At 51.8% G+C, this 25,663-nt stretch carries 19 protein-coding genes; 7 read left to right on the top strand and 12 right to left on the bottom strand.

Annotation, left to right across the window (positions count from 1 at the left end; all coding sequences use genetic code 11):
- Positions 1 to 34 precede the first annotated feature (34 nt).
- Positions 35 to 1,270, bottom strand: a complete 1,236-nt coding sequence (locus ACO0LD_RS19100; RefSeq protein WP_423009685.1) for an MFS transporter — start codon at positions 1,268 to 1,270, stop codon at positions 35 to 37.
- Between the two features lie 379 nt (positions 1,271 to 1,649).
- Here ACO0LD_RS19100 and ACO0LD_RS19095 point away from each other — a divergent pair, with 379 nt between their 5' ends.
- The gene (locus tag ACO0LD_RS19095) at positions 1,650 to 2,552 is read left to right on the top strand and encodes a LysR family transcriptional regulator (protein WP_423009683.1); all 903 of its coding nucleotides are present in this window, start codon (positions 1,650 to 1,652) and stop codon (positions 2,550 to 2,552) included.
- Positions 2,553 to 2,577: 25 nt separating this feature from the next.
- Here the strand turns inward: ACO0LD_RS19095 and ACO0LD_RS19090 are convergent, their stop codons facing one another.
- Both ACO0LD_RS19090 and ACO0LD_RS19085 read right to left on the bottom strand, forming a co-directional pair.
- Entirely contained in the window at positions 2,578 to 4,980 is a 2,403-nt protein-coding gene (locus ACO0LD_RS19090; RefSeq protein WP_423009681.1) for an SEL1-like repeat protein, read from the bottom strand.
- Between the two features lie 56 nt (positions 4,981 to 5,036).
- Entirely contained in the window at positions 5,037 to 5,714 is a 678-nt protein-coding gene (locus ACO0LD_RS19085) for an SOS response-associated peptidase family protein (protein ID WP_423009679.1), read from the bottom strand.
- 204 nt (positions 5,715 to 5,918) lie between these two features.
- Between ACO0LD_RS19085 and ACO0LD_RS19080 the strand changes: the two genes are divergently transcribed.
- Together ACO0LD_RS19080 and ACO0LD_RS19075 are read left to right on the top strand one after the other, a co-directional pair.
- Positions 5,919 to 7,307: an acyl-CoA thioester hydrolase/BAAT C-terminal domain-containing protein gene (locus tag ACO0LD_RS19080; RefSeq protein ID WP_423009677.1), complete on the top strand. Its 1,389-nt coding sequence runs from the start codon at positions 5,919 to 5,921 to the stop codon at positions 7,305 to 7,307.
- A gap of 118 nt (positions 7,308 to 7,425) precedes the next feature.
- The gene (locus ACO0LD_RS19075) at positions 7,426 to 8,208 is read left to right on the top strand and encodes a hypothetical protein (protein ID WP_423009675.1); all 783 of its coding nucleotides are present in this window, start codon (positions 7,426 to 7,428) and stop codon (positions 8,206 to 8,208) included.
- Between the two features lie 343 nt (positions 8,209 to 8,551).
- On the opposite strand, the gene ACO0LD_RS19070 is transcribed toward ACO0LD_RS19075, so the two are convergent.
- The 4 genes from ACO0LD_RS19070 to ACO0LD_RS19055 form a co-directional block, all read right to left on the bottom strand.
- Positions 8,552 to 10,231, bottom strand: coding sequence for an MAC/perforin domain-containing protein (locus tag ACO0LD_RS19070; protein ID WP_423009673.1), 1,680 nt, complete (start codon positions 10,229 to 10,231; stop codon positions 8,552 to 8,554).
- 420 nt (positions 10,232 to 10,651) lie between these two features.
- Complete coding sequence (locus ACO0LD_RS19065; protein ID WP_423009671.1) at positions 10,652 to 11,326, bottom strand: hypothetical protein; 675 nt, start codon at positions 11,324 to 11,326, stop codon at positions 10,652 to 10,654.
- Positions 11,326 to 12,573, bottom strand: a complete 1,248-nt coding sequence (locus tag ACO0LD_RS19060) for a hypothetical protein (RefSeq protein ID WP_423009669.1) — start codon at positions 12,571 to 12,573, stop codon at positions 11,326 to 11,328. Before ACO0LD_RS19060 ends, ACO0LD_RS19065 begins: the two co-directional genes overlap by 1 nt.
- A gap of 73 nt (positions 12,574 to 12,646) precedes the next feature.
- The gene (locus tag ACO0LD_RS19055) at positions 12,647 to 13,492 is read right to left on the bottom strand and encodes a YdaU family protein (protein ID WP_423009667.1); all 846 of its coding nucleotides are present in this window, start codon (positions 13,490 to 13,492) and stop codon (positions 12,647 to 12,649) included.
- Positions 13,493 to 14,021: 529 nt separating this feature from the next.
- Here ACO0LD_RS19055 and ACO0LD_RS19050 point away from each other — a divergent pair.
- Complete coding sequence (locus tag ACO0LD_RS19050; RefSeq protein ID WP_423009665.1) at positions 14,022 to 17,132, top strand: tetratricopeptide repeat protein; 3,111 nt, start codon at positions 14,022 to 14,024, stop codon at positions 17,130 to 17,132.
- 65 nt (positions 17,133 to 17,197) lie between these two features.
- Here ACO0LD_RS19050 and ACO0LD_RS19045 read toward each other — a convergent pair whose 3' ends face one another.
- The 3 genes from ACO0LD_RS19045 to ACO0LD_RS19035 form a co-directional block, all read right to left on the bottom strand.
- Positions 17,198 to 17,788: a DUF4865 family protein gene (locus ACO0LD_RS19045; RefSeq protein ID WP_423009663.1), complete on the bottom strand. Its 591-nt coding sequence runs from the start codon at positions 17,786 to 17,788 to the stop codon at positions 17,198 to 17,200.
- A 234-nt stretch (positions 17,789 to 18,022) separates the two neighbouring features.
- Positions 18,023 to 18,427, bottom strand: coding sequence for a tautomerase family protein (locus tag ACO0LD_RS19040; protein WP_423009661.1), 405 nt, complete (start codon positions 18,425 to 18,427; stop codon positions 18,023 to 18,025).
- A 3-nt stretch (positions 18,428 to 18,430) separates the two neighbouring features.
- Positions 18,431 to 18,772: a carboxymuconolactone decarboxylase family protein gene (locus tag ACO0LD_RS19035; protein ID WP_423009659.1), complete on the bottom strand. Its 342-nt coding sequence runs from the start codon at positions 18,770 to 18,772 to the stop codon at positions 18,431 to 18,433.
- A 146-nt stretch (positions 18,773 to 18,918) separates the two neighbouring features.
- Here ACO0LD_RS19035 and ACO0LD_RS19030 point away from each other — a divergent pair, with 146 nt between their 5' ends.
- From ACO0LD_RS19030 to ACO0LD_RS19020, 3 genes are all read left to right on the top strand, one after another.
- On the top strand, positions 18,919 to 19,818 hold the full coding sequence (locus ACO0LD_RS19030) for a LysR substrate-binding domain-containing protein (protein WP_423009657.1): 900 nt from the start codon (positions 18,919 to 18,921) through the stop codon (positions 19,816 to 19,818).
- Between the two features lie 164 nt (positions 19,819 to 19,982).
- Positions 19,983 to 20,357, top strand: coding sequence for a VOC family protein (locus ACO0LD_RS19025; protein ID WP_423009655.1), 375 nt, complete (start codon positions 19,983 to 19,985; stop codon positions 20,355 to 20,357).
- Between the two features lie 393 nt (positions 20,358 to 20,750).
- Positions 20,751 to 20,972: a hypothetical protein gene (locus ACO0LD_RS19020; protein ID WP_423009653.1), complete on the top strand. Its 222-nt coding sequence runs from the start codon at positions 20,751 to 20,753 to the stop codon at positions 20,970 to 20,972.
- Here ACO0LD_RS19020 and ACO0LD_RS19015 read toward each other — a convergent pair.
- Together ACO0LD_RS19015 and ACO0LD_RS19010 are read right to left on the bottom strand one after the other, a co-directional pair.
- A complete protein-coding gene (locus ACO0LD_RS19015; protein ID WP_423009651.1) occupies positions 20,960 to 22,435 on the bottom strand; it encodes a DUF6892 domain-containing protein in 1,476 nt (491 codons plus the stop codon). The two genes, ACO0LD_RS19020 and ACO0LD_RS19015, sit on opposite strands and share 13 nt — an antisense overlap.
- 131 nt (positions 22,436 to 22,566) lie before the next feature.
- Positions 22,567 to 25,644 carry a two-component regulator propeller domain-containing protein gene (locus ACO0LD_RS19010; protein WP_423009649.1) on the bottom strand — a complete coding sequence of 1,026 codons (3,078 nt, stop codon included), beginning with the start codon at positions 25,642 to 25,644 and terminating at the stop codon, positions 22,567 to 22,569.
- Positions 25,645 to 25,663 lie beyond the last annotated feature (19 nt).

The following is a 25,663-nucleotide window of genomic DNA, read 5'->3' as shown; positions in this document are numbered from 1 at the left end:
AAAGATGTGGTGCGCACGGCGCACCCTACCCACCTCAGACAGCCACCACAGGCACCAAAGTCCTCAGGCGTAGCGTAATCGCCAGGCCCACGCTGAGTATGCCACCCAGCAGCATGACTACCCCAGCCCAGCCGTGGCTGGCCCAGACCACGCCGGTGAAAGAACCGATAAGGCTGGACCCCAGATAATAAAAGCACAGGTAGATCGCGGAAGCAACCGCCTTGTACCCTTGCGCGCGGCGGGCCACCCAGCTGCTGGCGACGGAATGCGAAGCAAAGAAACCAAAGGTGAACAAGGCCACGCCAGGGACCATGATAAACAATGAATTAGACAGACTCAGCAACAAACCCACCATCATCACCAGCAAGACTACCCACAGCACACCACGGCGGCCTATGCGGTCTACCAACCTCCCTACCCAGACCGAGCTGCCCATGCCCAGCACATACAGCAGGGCTATCGCCCCCGCTGTACTCTGACTAAAGCCAAACGGCGTGCCCTGCAGTCGGTAGCCTATGTAGTTATACACACTGACAAAGCAGCCCGTCAGCATGAAGGCCAGACAAAACAGCATGCACAGGCCGCCATCTGCCAGATGCAGGCGCAAACCCTGGTGCAGGCTGCCCCAGACCCTTGCTGCCGGTTTGAAGTTGCGCGCCAGCGGCAAGCTGCGCCAAAATTCCCATGCCGCATAGATGCCAGCGACACCGATCACTGCCATGGCTGCACGCCAGCCAAAGTGATCACTCAGCAGGGCCGACAGCAAGCGCCCTATCATGCCACCCATGGCGCTGCCTGCGATATACAGGCCCACAGCCGTGCCCATGGCTGCGGCTTCGATCTCCTCGCCCATATATGCCACCGCCACCGCAGGCATGCCACCCAGGGCAAAGCCCAGCAGGCCGCGCAAGAGCAGCAACTGGCTAAAGTCTTGCGTCAGCGCACACAGCACCGTGGCAATGGCTGCCAGTGCCAGCGCCGCCACCATCATCGGCTTGCGGCCTATGCGTTCACTGATGGCGCTACTGATGAGCAAAGAGAACGCCAGTGACAAAGTTGAAATCGACAAGACCCAGCTGCTTTGCGCCGGTGTCAGGTTGAATTGCAAAGCCAGCGAAGGCATCAGCGGTTGCATGCTGTACAACAGTGAAAAAGTAGAAAAGCCACCAAAGATCATGGCGCGAGTGATATGCCTGAATGCTGGCGTGCCTGCGGCGATACGGGCTGGCTGGCTTATTTGCTGCGGCGGGGTAGTGCTGGCGACGGTCATGATGGCGGGGCTGGACGATCAAGGAGGCTTCATCTTATATTTGCGCTTTTATAGCGTCCAATATATATTTAAGGTGTTAGTAATACATTTTTTAGATGATTGGATAACGAATAGAGGCAGCTCCTCGTAGGTTGGGCTACGTTTCATCAGCCCAACACTCGGCCTTCAAATACGTATACGTTTTAGAAACGCCCAGTGTTGGGCAGATAAAGCGTTGCCCAACCTACGCACTGGGCCTCAACAAACGTATACGTTATAGAAAAGCCGAGTGTTGGGCTGATGAAGCGTAGCCTAGCGAGGCCCGGCCCAACCTACGCACCTTGCCCAACCTACGCACCTAGCCCAACCTACGCCCGCCCCACCTCCAACCAAACATACCATGGAACTCCGCCACCTCAAATACTTCATCGCCGTCGCCGAAGAGCTCCACTTCACCCGTGCCGCAGAGCGTCTGCACATAGGCCAGCCACCGCTCAGCCATGCCATACAGATGCTGGAAGCCGATGTCGGTGCGCAATTGTTTGAACGCAGCAAGCGCTGGGTGCGCCTGACAGAAGCAGGCAAGCTGTTTTTGCAGGATGCGCGACACATCCTGGCCCTGTCCGAACAAGCTAGCGAAAATGCCCGCCGTGCCCAGCGTGGCGAGACGGGCGAGCTGCGCATAGGCTTTACTTTCTCTACCCCGTTCACACCGCTGTTTGCCGCCGTCATCAACAGCTACCGCCAGCAATACCCGGATGTGACACTGACATTGCGCGAGATGGCGACCAACAAGCAACTCGAAGCACTGAGCCAGCATCATCTCGATGTCGGCTTCATACGCCCGCCAGAAGGCGGCGAACTGGCACGCGGCGTGTCTTCACCACTGCGCTTTCGCAAGCTGCGTGAAGACCCGCTGGTGGCCGTGCTGCCAAGTACCCATGTGCTGGCGAAAAAGAAAAAAGTGCCGATGAAAGACCTGGCACAAGAACCCTTCATCATGTACCCGCCCAGCGCAGGCACCGGCATTTACCCGCACATCTTGCGGCTCTGCCACGCCGCAGGCTTTGCCCCAAAAATCGCACAAGAAGCCAACGACGCCTCCACCATCATCGGCCTGGTGGCCGCAGGCTGCGGCATCTCCATCTTGCCAGGATCGTTCTACACGATACATTTTGATGGCATTTGCTACCGGCCTATTGCTGATGCGGGGGCGACAACCTCGCTGCTGCTGGCGCAGCGCAAGGGTGAGGTATCGCCACTGGTGGATGCGTTTGTGGGGTTGGCGGGGGGATTGGTGTAGTGATGCAGAGCTTCTATGAAGATGCTTATTTTACTTCTTCATAATAATCTTCATATGGCCAGAAAGTTTCAAAATTGGGGTATTCCACATTAACAGCACAACGATACCGCAACAAACTTATTCGCTCTTCAACGCTCAAATCTGAATCCACAAAGTCAGCTTCAAATGGATTTGTCAGATCCGTAATTTCAAATTTCGAACCACCATCGACGTTATACGCATAACGATCGCCTAGATCAAAATCGCGTCGAAATTCTATACTGTCACTGTCAGACTCATGACAGCTTCGTGTTCTCAAATCGCGGACATAGCACCAATAAAGACAGTGCCTATCAGCAATCCCCTTGGTCAGTAAATGCGTGGGCGCTCGGACGCGGACTCCCGCGCGGGAAAACATCAAATTGCCCAGCATGATTTCCGGCCAAAGAGTCTCAACAATTTCGATATCACCACCTTCTGTCTGCTCTACTTCCACCACTTCACAATGAAATGGATGGAATTGTGTAGGCCAGTGGATGTCAAAACCAACATGCTCAAACAGAGATATATATTTATCTAGAGTGAGATTAGTGCGTCGATAGCGTGGATTCTCCGGATGTAGCAAGGATATGAGAGACTCATTCGTGCGCGCAGCATGAAAAAGTGCATCCAATTCGAACCACGTAGTCGGGGGCCATGGTTTATATGCACATTTCCTATTTTTTTGTTCTGAGAAATACTGGCGTGCATCTCTAAATCTCTCCCATTTTTTGAGTATTACATCTTCCCAAAGCGAGTCACCTTCGTAACGATCTACATCGTAAAACATACACCAAAATACGTGAGCATGATCAGATTCAATTTCATATTCCGCTGGAATGGAAAGCAATTCTAGCTCATGCATGGCTTCCACATGTCCCGCCTGGAGGGCACACTCAAAATTACCTCTCGCTGTTTCACGATTTTCCATCGTACCTAATCCCATTTTATGCATGAGACCGAGTCTAAAATATGACTCAGGTAGATAACAACTATCGTAGTAAAGAACAGCCTCTTTGTATTGCTGGGCGACACCGATTCCGTGCTCATACATGTAAGCAACTTTGAATTTCGCCTGAGCGATATGATAAACATCGGCGGCAATTTTATACAACGAAAACGCCTTTTCCGGATTGTTCTCTACAACATTCCCAGCCTCAAATAGCTCAGCCATTTTCAAAATTGCCTGAGTGCACTTCAAATCGGCCGACTCCTGAAAAAAGACCGCGGCCTTTTCCATATCTACCTCAGCACCTGTTCCACTTTCCAGACAAAGTCCCGCGCTAAACAGGGCCATAGGATGCTTTTGCTTTGCCGCACACTCAAAGAAACTGAAGGCCAGCGCAACATTCTTTTCAAGGTGCTCACCCTGCTGATATTGATTACCCAGTGCATACTGCGCATCGCGGTCACCCAGCTCAGCGGCACGCTGCCAAAGCTGTATTGCATAAGTGCTGTTTTGTTCTGCGTCTTTTCCATCGGCATATCTTTGTGCCAGTTTGCCTACTGCATCACCGTCGTCACTTTCAGCGACTTTGGCAAAGAAGGAAGATGCTGCTTCTTTGTTTTGCCTGACCAGATGCCCTTGCAGATATAGTTCAGCCAGTTTCATTTGTGCTGAGCCATACCCGGCACTGGCTGACATTTCCAGCAATTCTATCGCCAGCAAAATATCTTTCTTGTCCTCTTTGGAAATAAGTATCTCCATCGCACGCTTAAATATGCTCTCCCTGTCACAGTCTTCGGGTGCTAGTCGCAACTGTGCAATACGCGCATCCAGCACTTCTTCCCACGAGACACCCATTTTATAAATGCCGTTAGCATGAGCGCGCCAGAAATTTTGATTGAGTTCATCCTTCTCCACACCTCTTGCGATCTCGAAATGCCATGCCACAGCTCGCATTGCTGGTATATATCCAATTTCTGCCGCATACAAATACAAGGTATGTCTCAAACTCAAATTGCTTTGCCAAGAGCCCAGATGATAGTAGGAAGGCCCATGTCCACTCTTTGCCGCCTGCTTTTTTATCTGGTGACTGATTTCCCTATTTTTCTGTATTCCATTACCGTATTCCATCATTGAATATAAATGGAACATCGCATTAAAATCGCCCTGTCTGGCATGCCTGGCAACTTCTTCGGCCAACGGGTATTCAGCGAAGGAATCGTCCCTGCGAATCAACTTGAATTGATCTTCACCGATGGAGAAATAATCAAAATAATCCCCGACATCAATCAGCAAGCACCTGGAATTATCGTCTTCCAGCATATCGACCACTCGGACCTGCTCGCCAGTCGGCAATTGCATGAGGTCATTGATCTGCGCCAGACTGCCATCCTCATAGGCAATTGCTACCGATTTTCGGGGGAAGGTTTCTAATTCTTTAGGTAAAAAATCTAACTTGGACATGTTTTTCTTTTTCTGATTGGCTTTGTATGTGTATGAAGATGAGCGCTTGTCTGATTTCAATCAAACAAATCCAGATTAGTCGGCACAATAATCTGCGGCTTTTTGGGCTTGATGATCTTTGCTATCTTCTCCACCTTGGGCTTGGGTGCAAAATCAGCAAACATGCGATCTGCCGGATAAGGTCGTAAAAATGCGCGGGCGAATTCCGGGTCGCGGCAGGATAACCAGTCGTCAAAATCTTCAGGCGGCACGACGACGAGCGAGCGTTTTTCTTCGCCGGGTTTGTGGAAGCGGTTCATGAGCGGATGATCGTCCGCATTGATGGTGATCTGGGTGAAGGAATAGCTAACGCTGCCATCTTCTTGCGGCCATTCCTTGTACAAACCGGCGACGGCAAAGTCAGGTTCTTCGATGAGGCCTATGCGCCAGCGTTCGGCCTCGCCGCTTTCATAATTGGGTTCAAAGAAGTGTTGCATGGGCACCAGGCAGAGTTTGCCGCTGTGCCAGGATGGGGCATAGCTGCGCAATGAACCCAGCGTCTCTGCTCTCGCGTTCATGGTAGAGAATCGTTTAACGCCGGGCTGCATTCTGGACTTGGGTATCATGCTATAGGCACCCAGCAAGGCCTGGCGATTGCCCTCAGCATCATGCACGACGATGGGGGCGTCGTAGTCTTGCCATACTTCTTCGCCCCATGCAGCCATGCCCTTGCTGCGGGCTTTGAATTGTTCCATGCGCTCCTGGCGCGTGGGGGTGTAATTGATGCACATGATTGAATTATTGCTGAGGTAGCTAGCTTGATGAATGCCCCTATTTTCTCACAACATCTGTCGTGGTAAAAATCGCTGTAGATTACCGATTGTAATAACTTGCACAGGTCGGCCATGTCTGGTTATAGTCCTGTCTATTATTCAAAAAACAATCCCGGAGACCGCATCATGACTCTTCGCAACGATGCCCAGCCCCTGCTATCCAGAACCTTATGCGGCCTGGTTTTATTGCCAGCCCTGCTCTTGCTCAATGCCCCTCATGTTGGCGCGCAAGAGCAAGCCAAGGCCAAATTCAGCATGGCGGCCAGCAACCCTGCACTGTCGGGTGACCCTTTGGGCATCACACTCAGCGGCTTGCAGCCCGGCGAAACGATCAACATCTTTGCCGAGCGCCGTTTTGCCCCCAATGCGCCCATCCATATGTCAAATGCAGAAATGCGCGCCGATGCACAAGGCAATATCGCGCTGGCCACTACCCCATCGCTAGCTGGCAGGTATACTGGCGTAGATGCAGCGGGTCTGTTCTGGTCCATGGAAACCAGCAACAAAGTCGACACAGAATGGCAAAAAGCCGAGATACGTCTGAGCGCCGTTTCAGGTGAGAAAATCCTCGCGCAAATGACATTTGCCCTGCGTAGTTCCAACGTCAGCATCAAGACTGAAGCAATCACTGGGCACACTGGCGCCAAAATCTACCTGCCCACCGATGCCCCCAAAGACAGCAAACTGCCGGTGGTGATCTTGCTGAGCGGCTCTGAGGGTGGTGATGCGGCAGGCCGCCGCTTTGGCCCCAAGCTGGCAGCGCGTGGCTTTGCCACCGTCAGCTACCCTTACTACTCTCCCAATACCCCACGCGGGCAAGAAGTGCCGGGCTTGCCCAAAGACTTTATCGACATCCCCATTGATGGCCTGGATGCCTTGTACCAGACCCTCGCCAAACGTGACGACATAGACAGCAAGCGCATTGCCCTCATGGGCGGCTCAAAAGGAGCCGAAATGGCCCTGCTGTCAGCCAGCATATTACCGTGGGTTAAATCTGTCGTGGCCATCGCCCCCAGCGACCTGGTGTGGGAAGGCTTTGCCATGGACAGGCTGCTGGAAGCTGGCCGCCATGGCAGCTTCAGCTACCAGGGCAAGACTTTGCCCTTTACCCCCAATGCCGGGCTGGACAAAGCTTTTGCCACTACCCCGCCCGTGCTGGCCCATATCTACATAGAAGGCCGCAAAGCCTACCCTGAACGGGCCAAAGCTGCCCGCATCGCGGTAGAAAACTTCAAGGGCAAGCTATTGCTCATCGCTGGCGGTGACGACCAGATGTGGCCCTCTGCCGAGATGGCCAGTAACATCGTCGCCAGCCGCAAGGCAGCCGGGCTGGAAACTGAATTGCTGTCCTTCCCCAAAGCCGGGCACCTGGTCGGTGGTGATGGCTATAGCCTCAACGACTACAGCGCACCTTTTGCCATGGGTGGTAATGCCAAAGAAGACGGGCAAGCGCAGACCATAGCATGGCCTGCGACCGTAGGGTTCTTGAAGAAGACTTTGCAGGGCGGGAAGTAATGGCTATGGTAACGGCGGTGGCCCGGCATATCTGTCATGTCAATGAAGCCTTGAATCAGCTTCCGACTTCTCATCCCACTCACCCCACTCGTCCCACTCATCTCACCGCTCTACGCCCATGTCTTCCAGACTGAAAGCTCTGCTAATCCTTCTTATTTTGGTTGCAGGTATCTTCCTGATTGACAGCCTGCTTCCAGCGGAAGAATTGACGACGACTATCGCCCGAAGCGAGGCAGGCAGCCTGGTTTATAACTTGCCAGATAGTGGCGGCGAAGAGGTGGTCTGTTCACCGCGAAAAAAGAATCTTCTCCCATTACCTGCCCAGACTTTGGTTGTGATACAGAAAACCGCATTATTCGGTTTCTGCATCAGTGCCATACCTGTTCCAGGCGAAGTGCTCACCTGTCTCAGCAAGCAGGCAGAGCATATCTACTGGCAAGCTGTAGAATTTGAAAAGCAGCGCGCGCTGGCGCAAGCCCATGATCACTTTGCCGCAGTCTGTTCCGTAGTTTATTCCTCAGTTTCTTTAGGCGAAGCAAAAGCCGAGCAGGGAAATCCCTGCCAGGCAAGCCTGAGGCTCTACAAGAAAACGCATGAAGCCTATTCTGCCGTACTCGCTGCACTGGAAAATTTCAAATCAAGGACAGGACATTACCCTGATTCACTGTCTGCAGTACAAGCAGACTTGACACCAGCCATGCAAGAGATGGTACAAGGTTTCAGTTACTGTAAAAAGGTCATCCCTGGCGACAGTACGGCACCATGTTCTGATGGCGCTGTCTCCTTCGCTGATAGCGAAATCAGCGTTGCTACTGGCCTGAACAAATATCTGCCGGCACTTGAAAAGAGCTTGTCCATATCTCAGTTTCAGCACTGCTGGATTCCTGATACTGCAAAATAATATCGCGTGCATCCTGTTAACAAGATAGCTAATTGAGGTTCACTATGGACACAAAGTTACGTAGGTTGGGCTACGCTTTACCAGCCCAACACTCAGCGTTTAAATAACGTATACGTTTGCAGTGGCCCAGTGTTGGGCTGATGAAGCGTAGCCTAGCGAGGCCCGGTCCAACCTACGACGATCTACCTACCCCCTTAAACGCAAAATCAATCGGTCCCACCAAGATCGCGCGTCATTCGTTAACACATACACCGCCTATATCAAGCCACCAATACCTCATGCATACCAAAAGCAGCGTGCATGAGGTATTCTTTACTCACGCAAAGTTTGCGTGATGAGGGGTCTAACCACGCAGCTTGGCGCTCAACTGGATTGCATAGGCAGTGGCTGTGCCCGGTGACACATTGCCTTCCATGTCGGAGTTATATTCAGACCAGGTCTGTGCAGACGAAGGGGCATTACTCTGGACCAGGTTACCCATGCCTGTGACATCGCTGACGCTGACACCACCACCTGCAATCGCAGTGACTGCTTTTGCCACGGCATTGCCGTGCTGGACGTTATAGATTGGCTGGTTGGTAATTTGCGATGTGATGTCCAGATATTCCGAATACACGCCAATTGCATATACCTTCAGCGGCACGTTATTGGCTGCACTTCCATAGTCATGTATCATGCCTGTCCAGGATTTGGTGTTGGCACCACCGCTCGGGTAACTTTGCATCAGGAATTTGCATTCACCTCCGGTCCAGTTGGCTTTTACACCGCCGCCTGTCAGGATGAAGTTGTCACCGATTATGGCCGTGGCAGTGTCGCCCCCGATGCCTGGATTAGTGCCGCTGGCGCTAGCGAGGTTGACCTTGAGCAAGTTGCTTGGGTCATAGATGGCAACGGCATAGGATGTCAATGTCTGGGATCCAGGGTCGGCAGGGAAACTATGATCATGCGAAGCTGCTGTCCAGCCTGTGATGTTATTGTTTTGGTCAAGGCTGGGGTAGCAACCCAACAAATAGTTGGGGCTGCCTGTCGTTACCGAAACACCGCCAGATATGATTTTGTAGTCTTGGCCAACGGTGACTTCTACCAGGTTTTCCTGGCGAGGCAGGACACTGATCGTGCTGGAGAAGTAGGATGGATAATTGACACTCTGCATCAAGACTTTCAATTGCACATAGAGCTGCAGGAATTTTTGCGCTGTGCTGCCAGCGGTTGCCAGTTCCCAGAATTCCTTACTCTGACTGACGCCTGATACCGTACTGGCGGTGCATGTTTCAGCCCAGGCAGCATAGGTTTTGGGGTCATTAACATCCATGTTGGCGGCAACAGCGCTGCTGCCGCCTATGGCTTTAACCTCGGAATGATATTGGTCAGTTTTATAAGTGCTCTCAAGGCTGCTGGTGACCTTTGCCGTCGCCGTTACGCTAGCGACGCTTTTATACTGTGCAGTAACTGCCAGGTCCATACTGGTTTTGCTGCTTTCACTGGTGGTATTGGCAGCTATGCTGACATACAGTGCACCACCGAGGTAGACACCCAGGACGAGGTGAGTGCCGTAATGATTGGTGAAATTGGCTGCGCTCGCCAAAGAGTTTATGCCTTGCAAGTCTGCGAGCAACTCACTCGTCAAATAGCTTTTGATCACTTCCACATCGCTGCTGTGTTTGAAATAAACGCTGCCGCATCTAAGTGTGGCTCCAAAACCAAAATTGAATGCGGTAGATGACTGGTAAGTTTCCTTGTTGTAGTTAGCTTGCACAGAACCGCTGAAGAAACTGTAACTGCCCTCTATACCAACGGAGACAGCGAAGCTCGATTTTGTTTCAACCGATGAATTACTCTTGTCGGTCTGCGAAGAAAATTCTTGTTGGCTGGTTTGCTCATTAATCTGTTCCGGGTCTATCACCTTGCCCCGATAGTCTTGCAGAAAATTGAGGATATTGTTAGGCGACTGTGCAATATTATTATTGAAGGCATTGTAAGACTGCAGGATAAAACTTGCCGGTGTGGATGCTGCTGAGCTCATATTGGTTTCCTTGGAATGCTGCCGTGGACAGATCAATTGACACTCGATTGATGCAATGGGCAGATGGCACAGCCATTCGTCCATGTCAAACAAGTGAATACGCGCTCTAAGGACATAAAAGCCGCGGGCGCTATAACCTGGTGGTTCACATCGCGACCGTTTGTCCGTCTTGATCAACCCAATTATTGACAAACTTGAGTTGAACAACAAGCACTGACAGCATGAGGCATAAGTATACTTATTAACAATGTCAAAAAGATAATTTTACTTGTATATTCTTTACATATTTTTATGATTTTTTCTTCACGAGAGTTCTGTTGGCTGACAGGGGCATTGCGGCAAACGGCGGGGGCCGGGTTACAAATTTGCGGTTCGCACCTGTGGCCGCTCTTATGGGGGCGCAATCATGCCGCCACTATGTCAGGCGATGATGTAGCTGGTTCCCTTGAAACGGATAGTCCCATCCTGGTATCTGGCAAACGCCATCCACTTGACATAAGAAAAATCCCTGATCAGAACCGCGTGGTAGCATTGCACGGGCTTGTTAAAGGGCCAGATGCGATCCCAGTCGTCCAGACATTTCTCCGCGGCTACCGCATGTACGGCCTCTATATGCAGCTTGGATTGATCTTCGGAATTGCGGCTATAACGCTCCGGTGGCAAACCGGCCTTGCGCAAGAGAGCTATCCCGCTGAGTTCTGCCAGGTTCTTGATCTCCATGGAAGCTTCCAGCGTTATGTCCGGGTAGATTTCTGTCCATTGCTGGCCGGGGTAAAACTGCTCACGATAATCCAGGGAAGGACATTGCCCTTTGCTATTGATGCGGGCTGCATATTTCCTGCTTTTGCTTTCTTGAAAATGCCAGGCCCGGTCTTCCCATTTGAGACTCACCTCATCAAACACGCAAGCCTTGCCTTGCATGTTGGCAGGTTTGCTGACCACAAACGCTTCCGGCTTGGAAAGACAGCGCACCAGCGTCATGCCATTTTCCAGCTTGAAGCTGGACTGCGCCATGATCCTGGTGCTCAACACTTGTTCAACCGGTGCGATGTCACAGGAAAAATTGGGGACTTCATAAACAATGATGGGTAGCATTACTTTCTCCAAAAATCCCAGATGCTGCGGGGTGCTTCTTGCCTGGGCGGATAGTTGCGATAGTTATCCACAAGTATTTTGTAGTCTCTCTCAACAGGTCTGGGCGAGCGGATAATGTCTGAGGCGTAAGACATAATGCCGGGTCGCATTGCAGGATCTATGTACTTGAATTTGTCATGGCCGCGTCCAAAGGCATGCAAGACTTCGTGCCCAGTCACATTGAAGTTGCGACTACGGGGCAGGTACATCGTCAGATCATTGCCATCCCAATATCCACCTGTATTTTCAGGCAGGGTCGGGTCCTTAGCAACTTCTTTTCCAAAAGCATCGTCATCCATGACATTCACTTTAAATGCCACTGGCTCATCTTTTTGCGCGAGATGAAAATCAATATTCATGCCGTATTTGCCGTCTTTGCCATTGATCAGGTTCAGTTGTTTGACAGCCAGATCACAATCAGGAACAGTACCTATGCATTCCAGTGCAGCCTTGGCAGAGAGTACGTTATCAGCAATGTTCAGGTTTTGCAAATTGCGCAACTGCGGCCCCTTCCAGTCGCGTATAGAGCTTGGTCTGGGTTCTGGACTATTCGCAATATGCGCAGCAATATTCGCCTGGATTCTTCTTAAATCTTCAGGCGAAACTTGCGAGTAGTATTTACTGCCCTTCCTGGCAAAATCGACATAATCTGCATTGGGCAAGCGGCTCACATCCAGACCCAGATCATTCTGGAATACCTGGCGCTGCAACCAGATCACTTCCAGTTCGCGGGTGAGTCCCGGTGGTGGCAAGTCTAGGCGCTTCTTATGTCTTTGCAGCACATCGGCCAAAGCATCTGGGTATGCTGCTGCCGTTCCTCCCTGGTCGTCCTCATTGGCATGCATGGCAGGATACTTTGCCTGCCCATCGTGCTCGCCCCATGCTGCTGGCCCTTGATCGTCAATTCGCATCTCACTGCGTTGCCAGCTATTGAATGGCAAATCCGCTTGCTGTCTGGTACGCAACAGCAAGGGATCATCCGCGACGCTCATACTGCCTGCCAGTGTTAGCGCACCCGGCTGCGGCCAGGGAGTTGCCTGTTCCTTATCGGTCCGTTCATCTGCCTGGAATGCAGCCATGCCAGTTTGTGCACTGCTGGCGCTACCTGGCATATCTGTAAAATCGGCTTGATCAATGCCGAGATCGTCATCCAGAACTGGAAAAAAATATGGCAAGCCATCCCTGCCTGTGTAGGTGTTTCTTATCATGTCATCCTCAATGATGGTGGTAGCATAGCGATTTCTGTGCCTGTTTTTTTTGCGTGCATGATGCACTTACGCATCAGTATTCTTCTTCATCAAAATAAGTTTCTTCATGCTTCCATAAGGGTCGCTCCTCCCAGTCTCTCAGATAATGTTCTTCAGGACCAAAGAACACGCTGACATGCATCACGGCATCCAACTCCACCTGCTTATCTTGAACAAACGAGCGATAACAAGAGGCGCCGTGAAACATGTGGACCGGGCTAACTCCTTCTGCAAGACGGGCATTCCAGGCCTGGTAAGCAGCGTTTTTATTACATGCAGAGGTCTTGGGATAATCTTCCCATGCATATTCAAAATATTCATCGCACTGCTGCGGCGTGGCCGCAGCTTTTGATTTTGATTTTGGTTTTATTTTTTTTATTGGCTGATTGTTTACTGGTTTATCGTTCCTGGTAACTGGTTCTTGGTTATTGGTTGCGATCTGTGCCGCTTGCAATTTCGCATCTGATCTTGTTTCTGATTTCAGAGGGGTAAGGTTTGCATGAAGTGTTTTCCCTATGCCACTTTGCTCAAATTCTTCATCTGTCTTTGCGGCCAAGCCTGCCCTGGCACCGCCCCAGCGTGCCTTGTTGGCCGACTTGGCACGGTCGGCCTTGGCACGGTATAAAGCCAGTTCTTCCTCACAACGGGTATGGGTATGACCTGCATCTAAGATCACAAAGAAGTCAGACAAGACATCCGCCACTTCATGCATATATTCGCGCATGCCTATCAAGCGCGCGACTTTTTCAGGGTCGGCTGGCAAGGCGGCTTCTGTTGTGTAGTACAAATCCAGCATGCGGCGGTAAGCCAGGTCTTCCAGCAAGCTCAGGTGGCGGGTGTGGGACGCATAATCGCCCAGGTGAAAGGGATAAAAATTCATACGTCCCCTCCTCTTGCACTGGTGTAGTGGCTGCGAAATGTAAGATAAATGGCCAGCCCTGCAAATGACCAGGCGTGACTGTGCGCTTGAATCAAGATATTCAATGAAAACCTCATCAACAAAAATGGTGATGCACAGGTCAGGACAACCCGTGCGGAAAATGATCTATGTGCAAACTGAAAAGCAACGCGAATTGATGAGCTGCCTGGCGCGTTGCGAGATGTGTTAAAACATGTTTTAAATGCGCATGTTTTGAATGCGTGCTGTGTTTGCATGCAGTAATGCGGTACAGAAAACCGGAAAGGAGACACATACCCGCAAAAAGGTAGGCTTAAGGTACACCTTGCCCCGCAAGGATGCATGTTACACAAGCCTTGCGCATCCTCCAAATTTTTCTTAAGTCAGTTAGCAACCCCGGAAAAGGCTAAAAAAACTCTTGGCAATGCATAGTGCAATGCTTTGAACCAAGCTTTTTAGCCGTCGCCCCAGTACAATACAAGCTGGTTCATTTTCCACCATCTACTAAATAATGCCGGTTAAATTTCACCCCCTGCTCTGCCTGGCCCTGGTGCTGCCTGCCGTGTATAGCCCAAGTGCCCTGGCTTCCACTGAAAAACAGGCCAACGTTACCAGCCCACAGCTTAAAAAGCAGTTATCCGCAAGTGAGGTGCAGACCAATGACCTGCGCAAGCTGGCGGCAGAGAATCCCGGTAAATACCTGCCCCAGTTGATCACTGTCATCATCCAGCAGGGTGTTATTTATCATAAGGAAAACCGCTACCAGGAAGCGCATGTCGCCTACGATGAAGCGCTGGAACTCTGTAACAAGGTAGAGGCAGAGAAAACAGACGCATACCATGCACAGTTGTATATGGTGCTGAACAACCTGGCATTGCTGTATCAGGCAGAAAAGAACTGGCCACAGGCGCGTATCTACTTTGAAAAAGCAGTTACCGTCCGCCGCCTGCAAGCAGAAAAAAACCGTGATGCTTTCCTGCCGCAATTGTCCGCGGTCTTGCATAGCCTGGCAGATTTTTACAAAGAGCAAAACCTGCGCCCGCAAGCGCTGGCTGTGTATGGCGAAGTCATCGCCAATTACCGCCAGTTGATGCTGCAAGATGTCTATACCTATACACCCAGGCTGGGCAGTGTGCTTTTTTATGCTGGCGTGGTTCAGTATCAGGAGGAAAAAATACCTGAAGCAAGGCAGATGCTTGAAGAATCCATTGCGTTTTACCGTCTTGCCATCCTAAAAGAAGAAAAATTCAAACCGGAATTGGCGCTCAGCCTGTTCAACCTGGGCGTCGCCAACAAGGCCGACCGCAAGTACGCTGCAGCCCGGCTGGCTTTTGATGAAGCCATCGCCATCTACCAGGCCGACAACAAGAAAAGCGCCCATGCCCAGTATGCCTATGCCAATGCACTCAGAAGCATGGGGGATTTGAATGCCATCGAAAACAAGAGAGAGCAAGCGCAAACATCCTACGAAGAAGCGGTCAAGGTTTATCGGCAAATCCCTGCCAGTTACGCCAATGAGGCGCGGCCATTCTTTGCCTATTCGCTCATTGAACTTGCTGGCATTTACAAACAGAAAAATCTCTACCCGCAGGCAATCAGCACCTTTGGTGAGGCCGCCGCCAATTATCGTCAGCTAAGCCAGAAAGATGCGCTGACCTACACGCCCAAGCTGGCCAATGCGCTGCTTAATGTGGGCTTTGTCCAGCATACTGATAAAAAGTATGCAGAAGCAAAAAAATCGTATGAAGAATCAACCAGCTTTTACCGCCTTGCGGCATTAAAAGACCCCAGGTTCAATGCAGGGCTTGCTTTAGCCCTGAGCAATATTGCCATCATCGACAAACTTGAGAATAGAACCCTTGAAGCGCGCCAGGCTTTTGATGAATCCATCGCCCTTTACAAGGAAAATGTAAAAAGCAACCCTGCGTCCCTGCATGGGTACGCAATTACACTGGAAGGCTTTGCCGAGCTCAACAAAAAAGAGAACAAGCCGATGCAGGCACAGGCAGCTTATGAAGAAGCCGTCAGCATTTACAGGCAAGAGCTGGCTACAGAGCCCGCGCAGGCCTTGCCAGCATTGTCAACTTCACTCAACAATCTTGGCGACTTTTATTGGCAATGGTTGCAGGCTGACAAGGCAATCAGTGCATATGAAGAAGCTGTAGGCTACTTGCGCAAACTGGCCGCCACCGCACCAGACCCGTATGCGATGAGCCTGGCAAGAACGCGCCTTTCCATGAGCCTGGTTTATATTGAAGAACGCAAGCTACCGCAGGCAAAGCAGGCGCTGGAAGAGGCCATCAGCCTGTATCGTCCTTACCTGGAAAAAAATCCCGGGCTGACCAATAATCTTGCACTCGCTTACAACAAATTGGCGGATATCTCGGATAAGAAAACCCAGACCGAACAAGCCTATGCTGCCTATACCCAGGCACTGCCCCTGTACCGCAAACTGACCAGTCAAGACCTTGAAAAATATTCGCCCTCTTTGGCGCACGTCATACTTAATCTGGCTGAACTTGAATATCAGAAAAAACGCTTTGATGAGGCACGTACTTTATATGAAGAGGCAGCCAACGAATACCGCCGTTTGTTTTTAAAAAATGCACCACTATACGCCCTCAATCTGGCAAAAACACTGCGCGATATGGGAAGCCTTCTTACCATAAAGCAAGATAACCGACGCGCAGAAGCAGTGCTCAATGAGGCAATCGGCATATACCGTCGCGTTAACACCAGTAATACTACCCATTCGATCGAATTTGCCAAGGCAAGACATAATCTGGCGGCACTTTTCATGCTGCAATCCAGGCTACCCGAGGCCAGAAAAATCTATGAAGAGCTGGTTCCGCAATTCCGCACGCTTGTCAAAAATGATCCCGATATTAATATTCAACTGAGTGTCGCACTCTACAGTTTATCAGACATTAATTTAAGAGAAGGGCGCAATGATGAGCTTCGCAAAAACTATGCAGAGCTGTTGCCACTCTTACGCGCACAAAGTGACGAACAAGCAGACACGCGCAATCCGCTTCTGGCATGGGTACTCAGAACTTCAGGCATCCTTGCAGCCGAGGACAAGAACTATGAACAGGCGAAAACACTGCTGAAGGAAGCAAGCAGCCTCTACCGCAAGGTGATAGAAAAGCATGCAGAATTATTGCCCAATCTTGTTATCAGCATCTATTCTCTTGGGCAGTTGGAACAGCGAGAAAAGCATATGGAAGAGGCACTCAATGCCTATCAGGACGCTTATACCATCCTGCAAAACCAGACGAAATTAAACCCAGATCTGCAGAACGAAAAAGCAGACATCATCGTCAGGATAGCCGATATCAACATCACCAATGGAGACATGGATACCGCGCAAAAATTTATCGACGAAGCGCTGTCTATCCGCAGGCAACTGACCAAAGAGCAGGCTGATCTTTACACGAAAGACCTGGTTCAAACTCTTTTAATACAGTGCCGCATTCATATCAATAAAAAAGATCAGCAAAAAACCAGGGAAGTCTATGAAGAAATCGCCAAGCTCACCAGCCGCACAGGATCGTTGTCGCCTTATCTGCAGTCTCGCATAGAGTATTTGAAAAAAATTATCAGCAATTTCGACAATCAATAGGCTCATAGGTTGTATCCCGGCCTTCGTCCGGCCCGGATACAGGGACCTGCCTGCCTATGCCCGCATCAATGCCCAGGTGCCGAGACATGCCCCACTTCGTAGGCCTGTACGTCCGCAAGCGACCCGGCAAATTGCATCGCTGTTTTAGCCGCTGCCACATCACGCCATAAAGTAAAGCGCACCATTGTCCATTCATTGGCATCAAAAGCCACCAGCATTGCCAGTACACCGTCTTGCTGGCTGAATTTTTTTGCGGTTTCGATTTCATGTTCACGCAATGCGCCCAGTGCGGTATAAGGCGCGATAGTGCTGACCTGGCGCGTGGCGAATTTCGCACCACGTACTTGCGCATCGACATGGCTATGCCATACCGACCATTGCTTGACCGCAGGCCAGCCAAAGGCGTGCGAGACGGCCTTGAAGCCATCGCCGCAGAGGAAATTGTTCATGCCATCGTTGTCGTTCCACAGGTAGAAAGGAGCGTAGACATTCTGGCTGGATGCCGTGAGTTCGCTGCTTTTGCTGGCATGCAGATAGGCTTTGAAAGCCAGGCCAGGAAAGTTGTCCAGCATGTGGCCCTTGCTGGCGATGCGCTGGCGGACGATGTCCATGTCGTAGTCGGCAGGGAGGGTGAAGTTGTATTGCATGGCGATCATGTTGGGATCCTTTGTCGGTTGGTTTGACGGAAAATTTTTCTCATAAATTGCAGGGATCATAGATTGGGCCGGGCCTCGTTAGGCTGATACCTCGTAGTCTGTAGGTTGGGCTACGGTTTATCAGCCCAACACTCAGCGTTTAAATGACGTATACGTTTGCTTAGGCCCAGTGTTGGGCTGATAAAGCGAAGCCCAACCTACCAACCCAGCCCAACCTACGTAAATGCAACGTCCTCACCCATACCGCGCCACCCCGTCATACATCACCCCACCGCTAAACGACCAATCTTCTGCTGCCGTGGTATTGATGATGACCATGACATCCTCTGCCCTGATGCCGGGTGATGCCGCCAGCAAACTCACCAGGCGCTGGTAAAACGCCTGCTTGGTTGCTGCGCTACGCTGGCGGCCAGCGGTAATCTGTATCAGCACAAAATCGTCCGACCTTGGCTTGTCCTGGTGACTGAGGTAATTACGGTTAAACACCAGTTCATTTGCTTCATGCTGATGAATGACCTGGAAACGGTCGAGTAGTGGCACTTCATATGCGTCGACCAAGGCCTGATGCAAAGCATCCGACAAGGCTTGCAGGTATTCAGGTGATTTACCCTTTAACAGGGATACGCGGCTCATGGGCATGATTTACTCCTTTGACTTTGAAATAGTTTGGCTTGCAGCCAATTGACGTAGCACGCTGATGGCAGATGCCGCCGTAGGCCAACCCGCATAAAAAGCCAGGTGAGTGATGATTTCCACCAGCTCGGCATGCGTGATGCCGTTGTCCAGCGCCCTTTGCATGTGGAAGGGCAATTGCTCACTGCGATTCAACGCGATCAGCGTGGCGACTGTAATGAGGCTGCGCTCACGCGGTGGCAGTCCCGGTCTTTGCCAGATGTCATCGAACAAGATCTGGTCGGTCAGCTCGGCAAATTTTGGGGCGATGTCGCCCATCAGTTCGCGGGCGATGGTGCTGGGAATTTGCATGGTGCGACTCCAAAAGCGTTGTTGACAAGTACAAGATACCCGACTATCTTCATCCATAAAATCAGATAATTTTAAACCTATCATTCCAAAAAACGGAATGGACAAAAAATAAACAAACCAAGGGAGTAACCAATGGGAGCAACTAAGTGAGCAAGATCACCTTCGACCTCGACGTCATGCGCACCTTTGTCACTGGCATAGAGCTGGGCAGCTTTGCCAAGGCGGCAGACAGGCTGGGCCGCTCTACCTCAGCCGTCAGCGCCCAGCTCAAGAAACTGGAAGACCAGGTCGGCAGCCCCATCCTGCGCAAGTCCGGGCGCGGCATGCTGCCCACGGCTGCGGGCGAAACCCTGCTGGCCTATGGCCGCCGCCTGCTCGAACTCAATGACGAAGCCGCCGCCGCCGTGCGCGGTGTTGACCTCGAAGGCTGGATCAGGCTGGGCATACCTGAAGACTTTGGTGAACGCATACTCACCGACGTACTGGGCCGCTTTGCCCGCGCCCACCCCAGGGTCAGGATAGAAGCCAAGATCGCCCGCAACGCCACCCTGCTCGACCTCATCACCGGCGGCCAGCTAGACCTGGCGCTAACCTGGGACGCCAACATCACCAGCCCGCACAGCGAACACCTGCGCAACTTTGCCATGCACTGGATAGGCCCGGCAGACCCACAACTGCAAGCCAGCTATTCCGGCGACGAACCCTTGCCTTTAGTCGCCTTCGAATCCCCCTGCCTCATGCGCAGCTGTGCCACCAGCGCACTGGACCGCGCCAACATCCCCTGGCGTTTATCCTTCACCAGCCCCAGCCTCAGCGGCATCTGGGCCGCCGTCGCCGCAGGCCTGGGCGTGACCGTGCGCACCGCCGTTGGCCTGCCCAATCACCTGCGCATCATCAACAACCCCGCCCTGCCCGCCTTACCCATGCTGGGCCTGACTTTACACAGGCTCGATGCTGAACCGGACATGGCGGTACAAAGATTGCGCGAGATTATTCTGGAGACACTGATGGAAGAGGATTTGGGGCAGCAGCTCAGGGCGGCATGATGGTTTGTCAGGTTTGACGGCAAGCCCGAGCCAACCCATCCACTGCGATCTGGTTTGCGCGGCGGTTTGCACAGCATTAAGGGGTCAGGTAATATCTGTGATCTGTGGTGAACGACTAGTCACATAATTTTTTCTACTTCAATCGATATCTTCAAGGAGGCAATATGAAACGTGTTGTTGGCATAGGCGGCGTGTTTTTTAAAGCAAAAGATCCCAAAGCCTTGAGCGCATGGTATCGCGATCATCTTGGTTTTGACCTGAGCGAATGGGGTGGCGCAGTATTCGAGGCCAATGGTGCCAACAACGATGCCAAGACAGCCTGGTCATTATTCCCTGCCGATTCGACCTACTTTGCGCCTGGCACCCAGCCCTTCATGATCAACTACCGCGTCGATGACCTGCACGCCCTGCTCGCCGCTTTGCGTGAAGAAGGATGTGATGTCGATGCCAAGGTGGATGACTCAGAATATGGCAAGTTTGGCTGGGTCATGGACCCGGAGGGTAACCGGGTGGAGTTGTGGGAACCGCCGAAGGATTGATGTGTAATATTTTGATTTACGTGTACCCAACGGTGCGCATGGCGCACCCTACACATGGCCGCACTCTGTAGGGTGCGCCGTGCGCACCGTTTTTTACGTGCATGCGGCGCATTACAATGCGCCCTACAGTACGGAGCTTATTGAGCCTTAATCTATTTTGACCATTACCCTCAAACCCGTCATGCCGGACTTGATCCGGCATCCAGTGTCGTTTGGCCCTGGCATCAAATTATTGTTACTCTTTGCAAAAGACGTGTGCGGCATCCAATTCCCGAATAACTGTGCAAGCGCGCAACGAAAGCCGCTGGATGCCAGATCAAGTCTGGCATGACGGTTTGAAGATTTCGGTTAGAAATAAGGAACAGGTTTTTCAGATTTTCAAAAAACAGATCTATGGGCATCTCTATTTATCGCTTCTACAGAAATAACCGTAACTACTCTTATCGATTTGATGATATCAGTCAGCAAGCTTCGCCATGCGCACCGCCGTCCATCAACTTGAATGATATTGACGCCAAGAATCAGTTCCAGCATGAAGACAATATCAGCAAAAATGGCAAGTGCAAGGTGCTATGCTACGCCCCCATCATCTCTAACCGCATCTACGCGAGATAGCTTACTTCGATAGATTTTTTGCTCAGCTCCGCTCCATACTGCTCTACAAACCGGGATGGCATGGACGACAGGCGTTTCAAGTTAGGAACTAGCTTGATATCCTCTGTAGATACCACATCGAAAGTATCGCACTCCCCATCCCAATACGGGAAAATTTGACGATAAATCTCGTTACCGCCATCAAACGCTAGTTTCTCCACTTGTGCCAAAAGTGACGATGGAATCAGCAAAGCTTTAAAATACGCCAACACTTCCGGGATGACCTCGTAGCCCTCTTTCTCAATCATGATCTCGCGGTCCGTGCATTGCCGGATAAATTCATTTACATCAAAGCGTGGCAAGAGTTTTTCCTGAACGTACATTAGCTCCTGTATGACAAGCAGCTTGAAGTTGAGGTCTTTAAATTGATGTGTCCCCGGCACGGACGGTGCCGGACTGGAGGAGCGTGAGTCGATACCCTGATGCAGCGACCTTAAAATATCAATACAGGCTCCAGAATATCCGCTATCAATAATCACCTTCGACAAGCGCATTGCTTTCTTCGATTTGGTCAATAGCAAACGCCTGTCCTCATCGGTTTTCAAGCCGTAGAAGAAAGCGTAGCGGGTAAATGTTTCTAACTGGCTCGCGGTCCATTGTTTTGAAGAGACTTCAATCTGCGCTGTAATCTTGTCCAGATCGTCATAGATAAAGCTATCACCGCTGTTATCCAGTAATTCCAGCATAATGCTATAGAACATTCCTCCCAGGTTGTCGTGCACACCAGCGATGATGTAAAGTTCGATGAGCTGGCTTACAATAACTGAGCGCTCGGGGGTATGTTCAATCAGAGACAGGGTAATACCATTTCCTATTTCCAGATTCGCACGCACGAGAGCTGGTAGTAGTCCAGCAACCTCAGCCTTCAGATCGGCCACCTGATTGAGCCCCCCATGATAAAAATAAATTTCGAGCAGCATTTCAATCGCATCGGCGCCGATACCAGTTTGTGGTTTGACGGGCGTCGTAAACAGTTTCTGCGTCGGGTAGGCGACTATCCTTTTAACTAACTCCAGGAGTCTGGGCGAATGCTGCTTTAGTGCAAGGTGCAAGTAGGTATTTGAGCCCGGGAAACGCAAATGGTTATCGTGAAAAGCATAGATCAGTTGATATGCGATTTGTGCTTCATCCACATCTGTCCATGTAGTTTCCTCGAGTGCCCTGATGACATCGTCATACAGCTGGTTCGCCGCCGTTGGCGACTGCTCGCAAAACGCCAACCATGCGCGATTGATGGCCTTGATGAGGTGGCTGTACTTGCTCTGAGTCGGCGGAAGCTCCTTTACCAACTTAATGGTTTCAGCAACTACCGTCCAGCCCTCTTCTAACGAATGATTTTTAATATCGTCTGTAAAGTTATCCAATAACCGAATCATTTGTTTGCTGCGGGTCTGCAGGGCATAAAGCAGGTCTTTGTTAATCATTTTTTTTCATTCGCCTCTAAAACATTGCTACCGTATGCTAAGAATACGGAGATACTTTGATTTACCAAATTGTGATTACATTATCTTAAGCTTTATCTGGTCGATAACGTAAAGAATGAAACCTATCGTCACTACCGACCGAACCATCTCCTCATCCACGCCAACCACGACCATCCCTCAAACGCAGCCCCAACCGGCATGGTATAAGCCAGGTTCGCAGGCAACCTGACCTGTATCGCCGTACCCTCACCCTCCACTGATTTCATGAGGTAGTTTGCACCCATGGCCTCGGCGCGTTCTTTCATGCCGACCAGGCCCCAGTGGCCTTCGCGGTGGCCTGCCTGGGCGATGGTGGTGGGCAGGCCCTGGCCGTTGTCGGCGACGCGCAGGGTGAAGTGGTCGCGCTGGTATTCGAGTTCAAGCGTGACCTTGCTGGCTTTTGAATGTCTGGCGGCGTTGAGCAGGGCTTCGCGGGCGATGGCGTGGATTTCATTGCGGACAGCTTCGCACAACCAGCGGGGCTTGCCGCGCAGGGTGAGGGTGAAGCGTTCATTGAGCAGGATGCTGCCGTATTGTTGTAGTGCTTGTTCCAGCTCTTCGGGTACGGATTCGCTGCGCAGGTCCATGATGTGTTCGCGACCTTCGACCATGAGCTGGTCGGCCAGGTCCAGGGTTTGTTCCAGCTTGGCGCGCTCTTCTGAATCACCGGGCAGGCGGCGGGCCTGGGTATCAAAATACATGATGAGGCCTTGCACGCTTTGCAGCAGGGTGTCGTGCAGGCCACGGGCGATGCGGGCGCGTTCTGCCAGTCTTTCATGCATGAGGTCTTGCATGTGGGCTGTCAGGTAGCGTATGCGCAGCAGGTAGAGAGCATACAAGAATGCCGCGGCCAGCAAGAGCAGCAGGATGATGAAGCCTGGTGTCTCGGTAAAGCTGGGGGTGACGCCAATTTGCATGGTCGCGCCTTGCTCATTCCACACGCCATCTTCATTTGCCGCCTTGACCATGAAGCGGTAATTGCCCGGCGGCAGATTGGTGTAGAAGGCTTCGCGGCGACCATGCGGGTCTTGCCAGCCTTTGTCGTAGCCTTGCAGTTGGTAGCGAAAGCTGATGCGTTCTGGCATGCTGAGACTGAGTGCGGTAAAGCTGATCTCGATGTCGCGGTTTTCTTTTGGCAGTTGCAGGACTGGCTGTGCCATATAGTCTTTGCCACCGGCACGGATGGCGGTAATTTCTACTGCTGGCGGCAGTGTATTGCGGGGGATATTTTGCGGGTCTATGGTAGCGATTTCGCTGGCGGTAGAAAACCACAGCTTACCGTCACTGGCGGCGATCAGCGACGGCAAAGGACGCAGTTGCGATGGGCTGCCCAGCAAGCCATCGAGCGCATTGAAGCGTTCGTAATTTGCTGCATGAGCGGGGTCACGCAATAGCTGCTCAACTTCGCTGGCAGAAATGCGGCTAATGCCATCTGCGCCATGCAACCAGAGATCGCCGGCGGCGGTGCGGACTATGCCTGAGATGCCTCTTAAGGCTTGTTGGCCGCTGACTTTGATTTGCACAAAATGTTGAGCATCTCGCTTGCCATCGTACAGGGCCAGGCCAAATTCGCCACCGGCCCAGAGACGTTCGCCATCTGCTTGCAGCGCAAGTACATTACCAAGTTCCAGGCCTTGTTCTTTGCCAAATAGCTGTACGCGTTTACTGTAAATAAGGGCGATGCAGTTATTGAGATAACCAGCCCAGATATGGCCAGAAGTGTCTTTGGCCAGGCTCATGACGGTCTCGGTGGGCAGGCCATTGAGGCCGCTTTGCAATTGCCATTCGTCATTGTCGATACGGAACAGGCCCTTGCGCGATACCGATACCCATTTTTGTTGTTGCTGGTCAATGACCATGGCCTGGATTTGGTTGCCAGTGACATCGTGCGGCATGGGGAAGATGGCAAACTTGTTGGCATCGCGCCGCCACAGTGCGTTATCGTTGCCTAACCAAAGCTTGCCATCGTCAGCGCGATAACTCATGCTGAAATGCGTATTCAGTTCTTCCAGGTAGTCGCCATTGGCCTTGAAGCTGCGTACAGGCCCGGCAAAATCTGCGGTCATGACTTCACCATTACCCACACTGACCATGGAGGGATGGTCAAACGGCAGAGCCACCGGCAAGATGTGCAGGCGGTTGCGGCGCAGGCGGTCTAGCCCGTGGGATGTGCCTATCCAGATATTGCCTTCCCTGTCCTGGAAGAAGGTTTGCGGCAGGGGGCCGCTCATGCCGCTCTCTTTGGTTAACAACTGGTCGAGCCCGCTGTTGGCTGCCCATGGTGCGCGGCGGCGTTCGAGAGCGTGGGTGCGCAATATCCACATGACGCCGTCGCGGTCAAAGTGCATGCCATTGCCTTCTATCTCAGCCTTGGGCACCGGGTTACCTGCTGGTGCGCTGGTGCTCATGCGGTAGAATTTATAGGCACCATCTGATGCCCAGAGCATGCCGTCGGGGCTTTCTGCCATGGCCATTAAATCGAGTTTGGGCCAGGCCTGGGTATAGCGGGTTTCACCAGGGCGGCGGAAGTAGACGCCCCCTTTGACCGACACCCATTGCACACCTGCCTTGTCAAACAGGATTTGCCTTGCCATGAATTGCGGCAAACCGGTCTCAGTGCCAACGCGGCTGAAGCGCTGTGCTGCTGGTGCCAATACGGCCAGCCCTTCGCGGGTAGCGGCCCAGATGCTGCCGTCCGGCCCCATGGTCATGCTCATGATGGTGCCGCCGGGCAGGCCGTCTGCCTCGGTATAAGTGCGCACGGTATTGCTCTTGAACACGCTGATGCCACCGAAACGGTAGCCTACCCACAAGCTGCCATCTGGCGTGCCCAGCAAACCCAGCACGTTGCTGGATTGCAGGGGGTGACCCTGGACTTTGTCCATGCGTTCAAAACGGACGCCGTCAAAGCGGAATAATCCTGTGGGCGTGGCCATCCATAACCAGCCATCGGTGGTCTGGGCGAACTTGAGTACGTCATTGGGCGCGCCGTTGAGACCATTCCAGGCGGTGTGGGTATAGTCAGACAGCAGGCGGCTGGGTTGCGGGGTAATGATGCCAGAATAGCCGGTCACAGCCGCTGCGGCTGGCGTGGAAATAATAAAAAGGGAGCTGAACATGAGCGCAGCCATGCCGGTTTTGAGCAAGGTCTGCAATTTGATAAAAAACACGTGGGTGATCCTGGGCGGT

This window comes from Undibacterium sp. Ji83W (genome assembly GCF_049340385.1).
Classification (GTDB): domain Bacteria; phylum Pseudomonadota; class Gammaproteobacteria; order Burkholderiales; family Burkholderiaceae_D; genus Undibacterium.
This window is presented reverse-complemented; position numbering and strand designations above follow the sequence as displayed.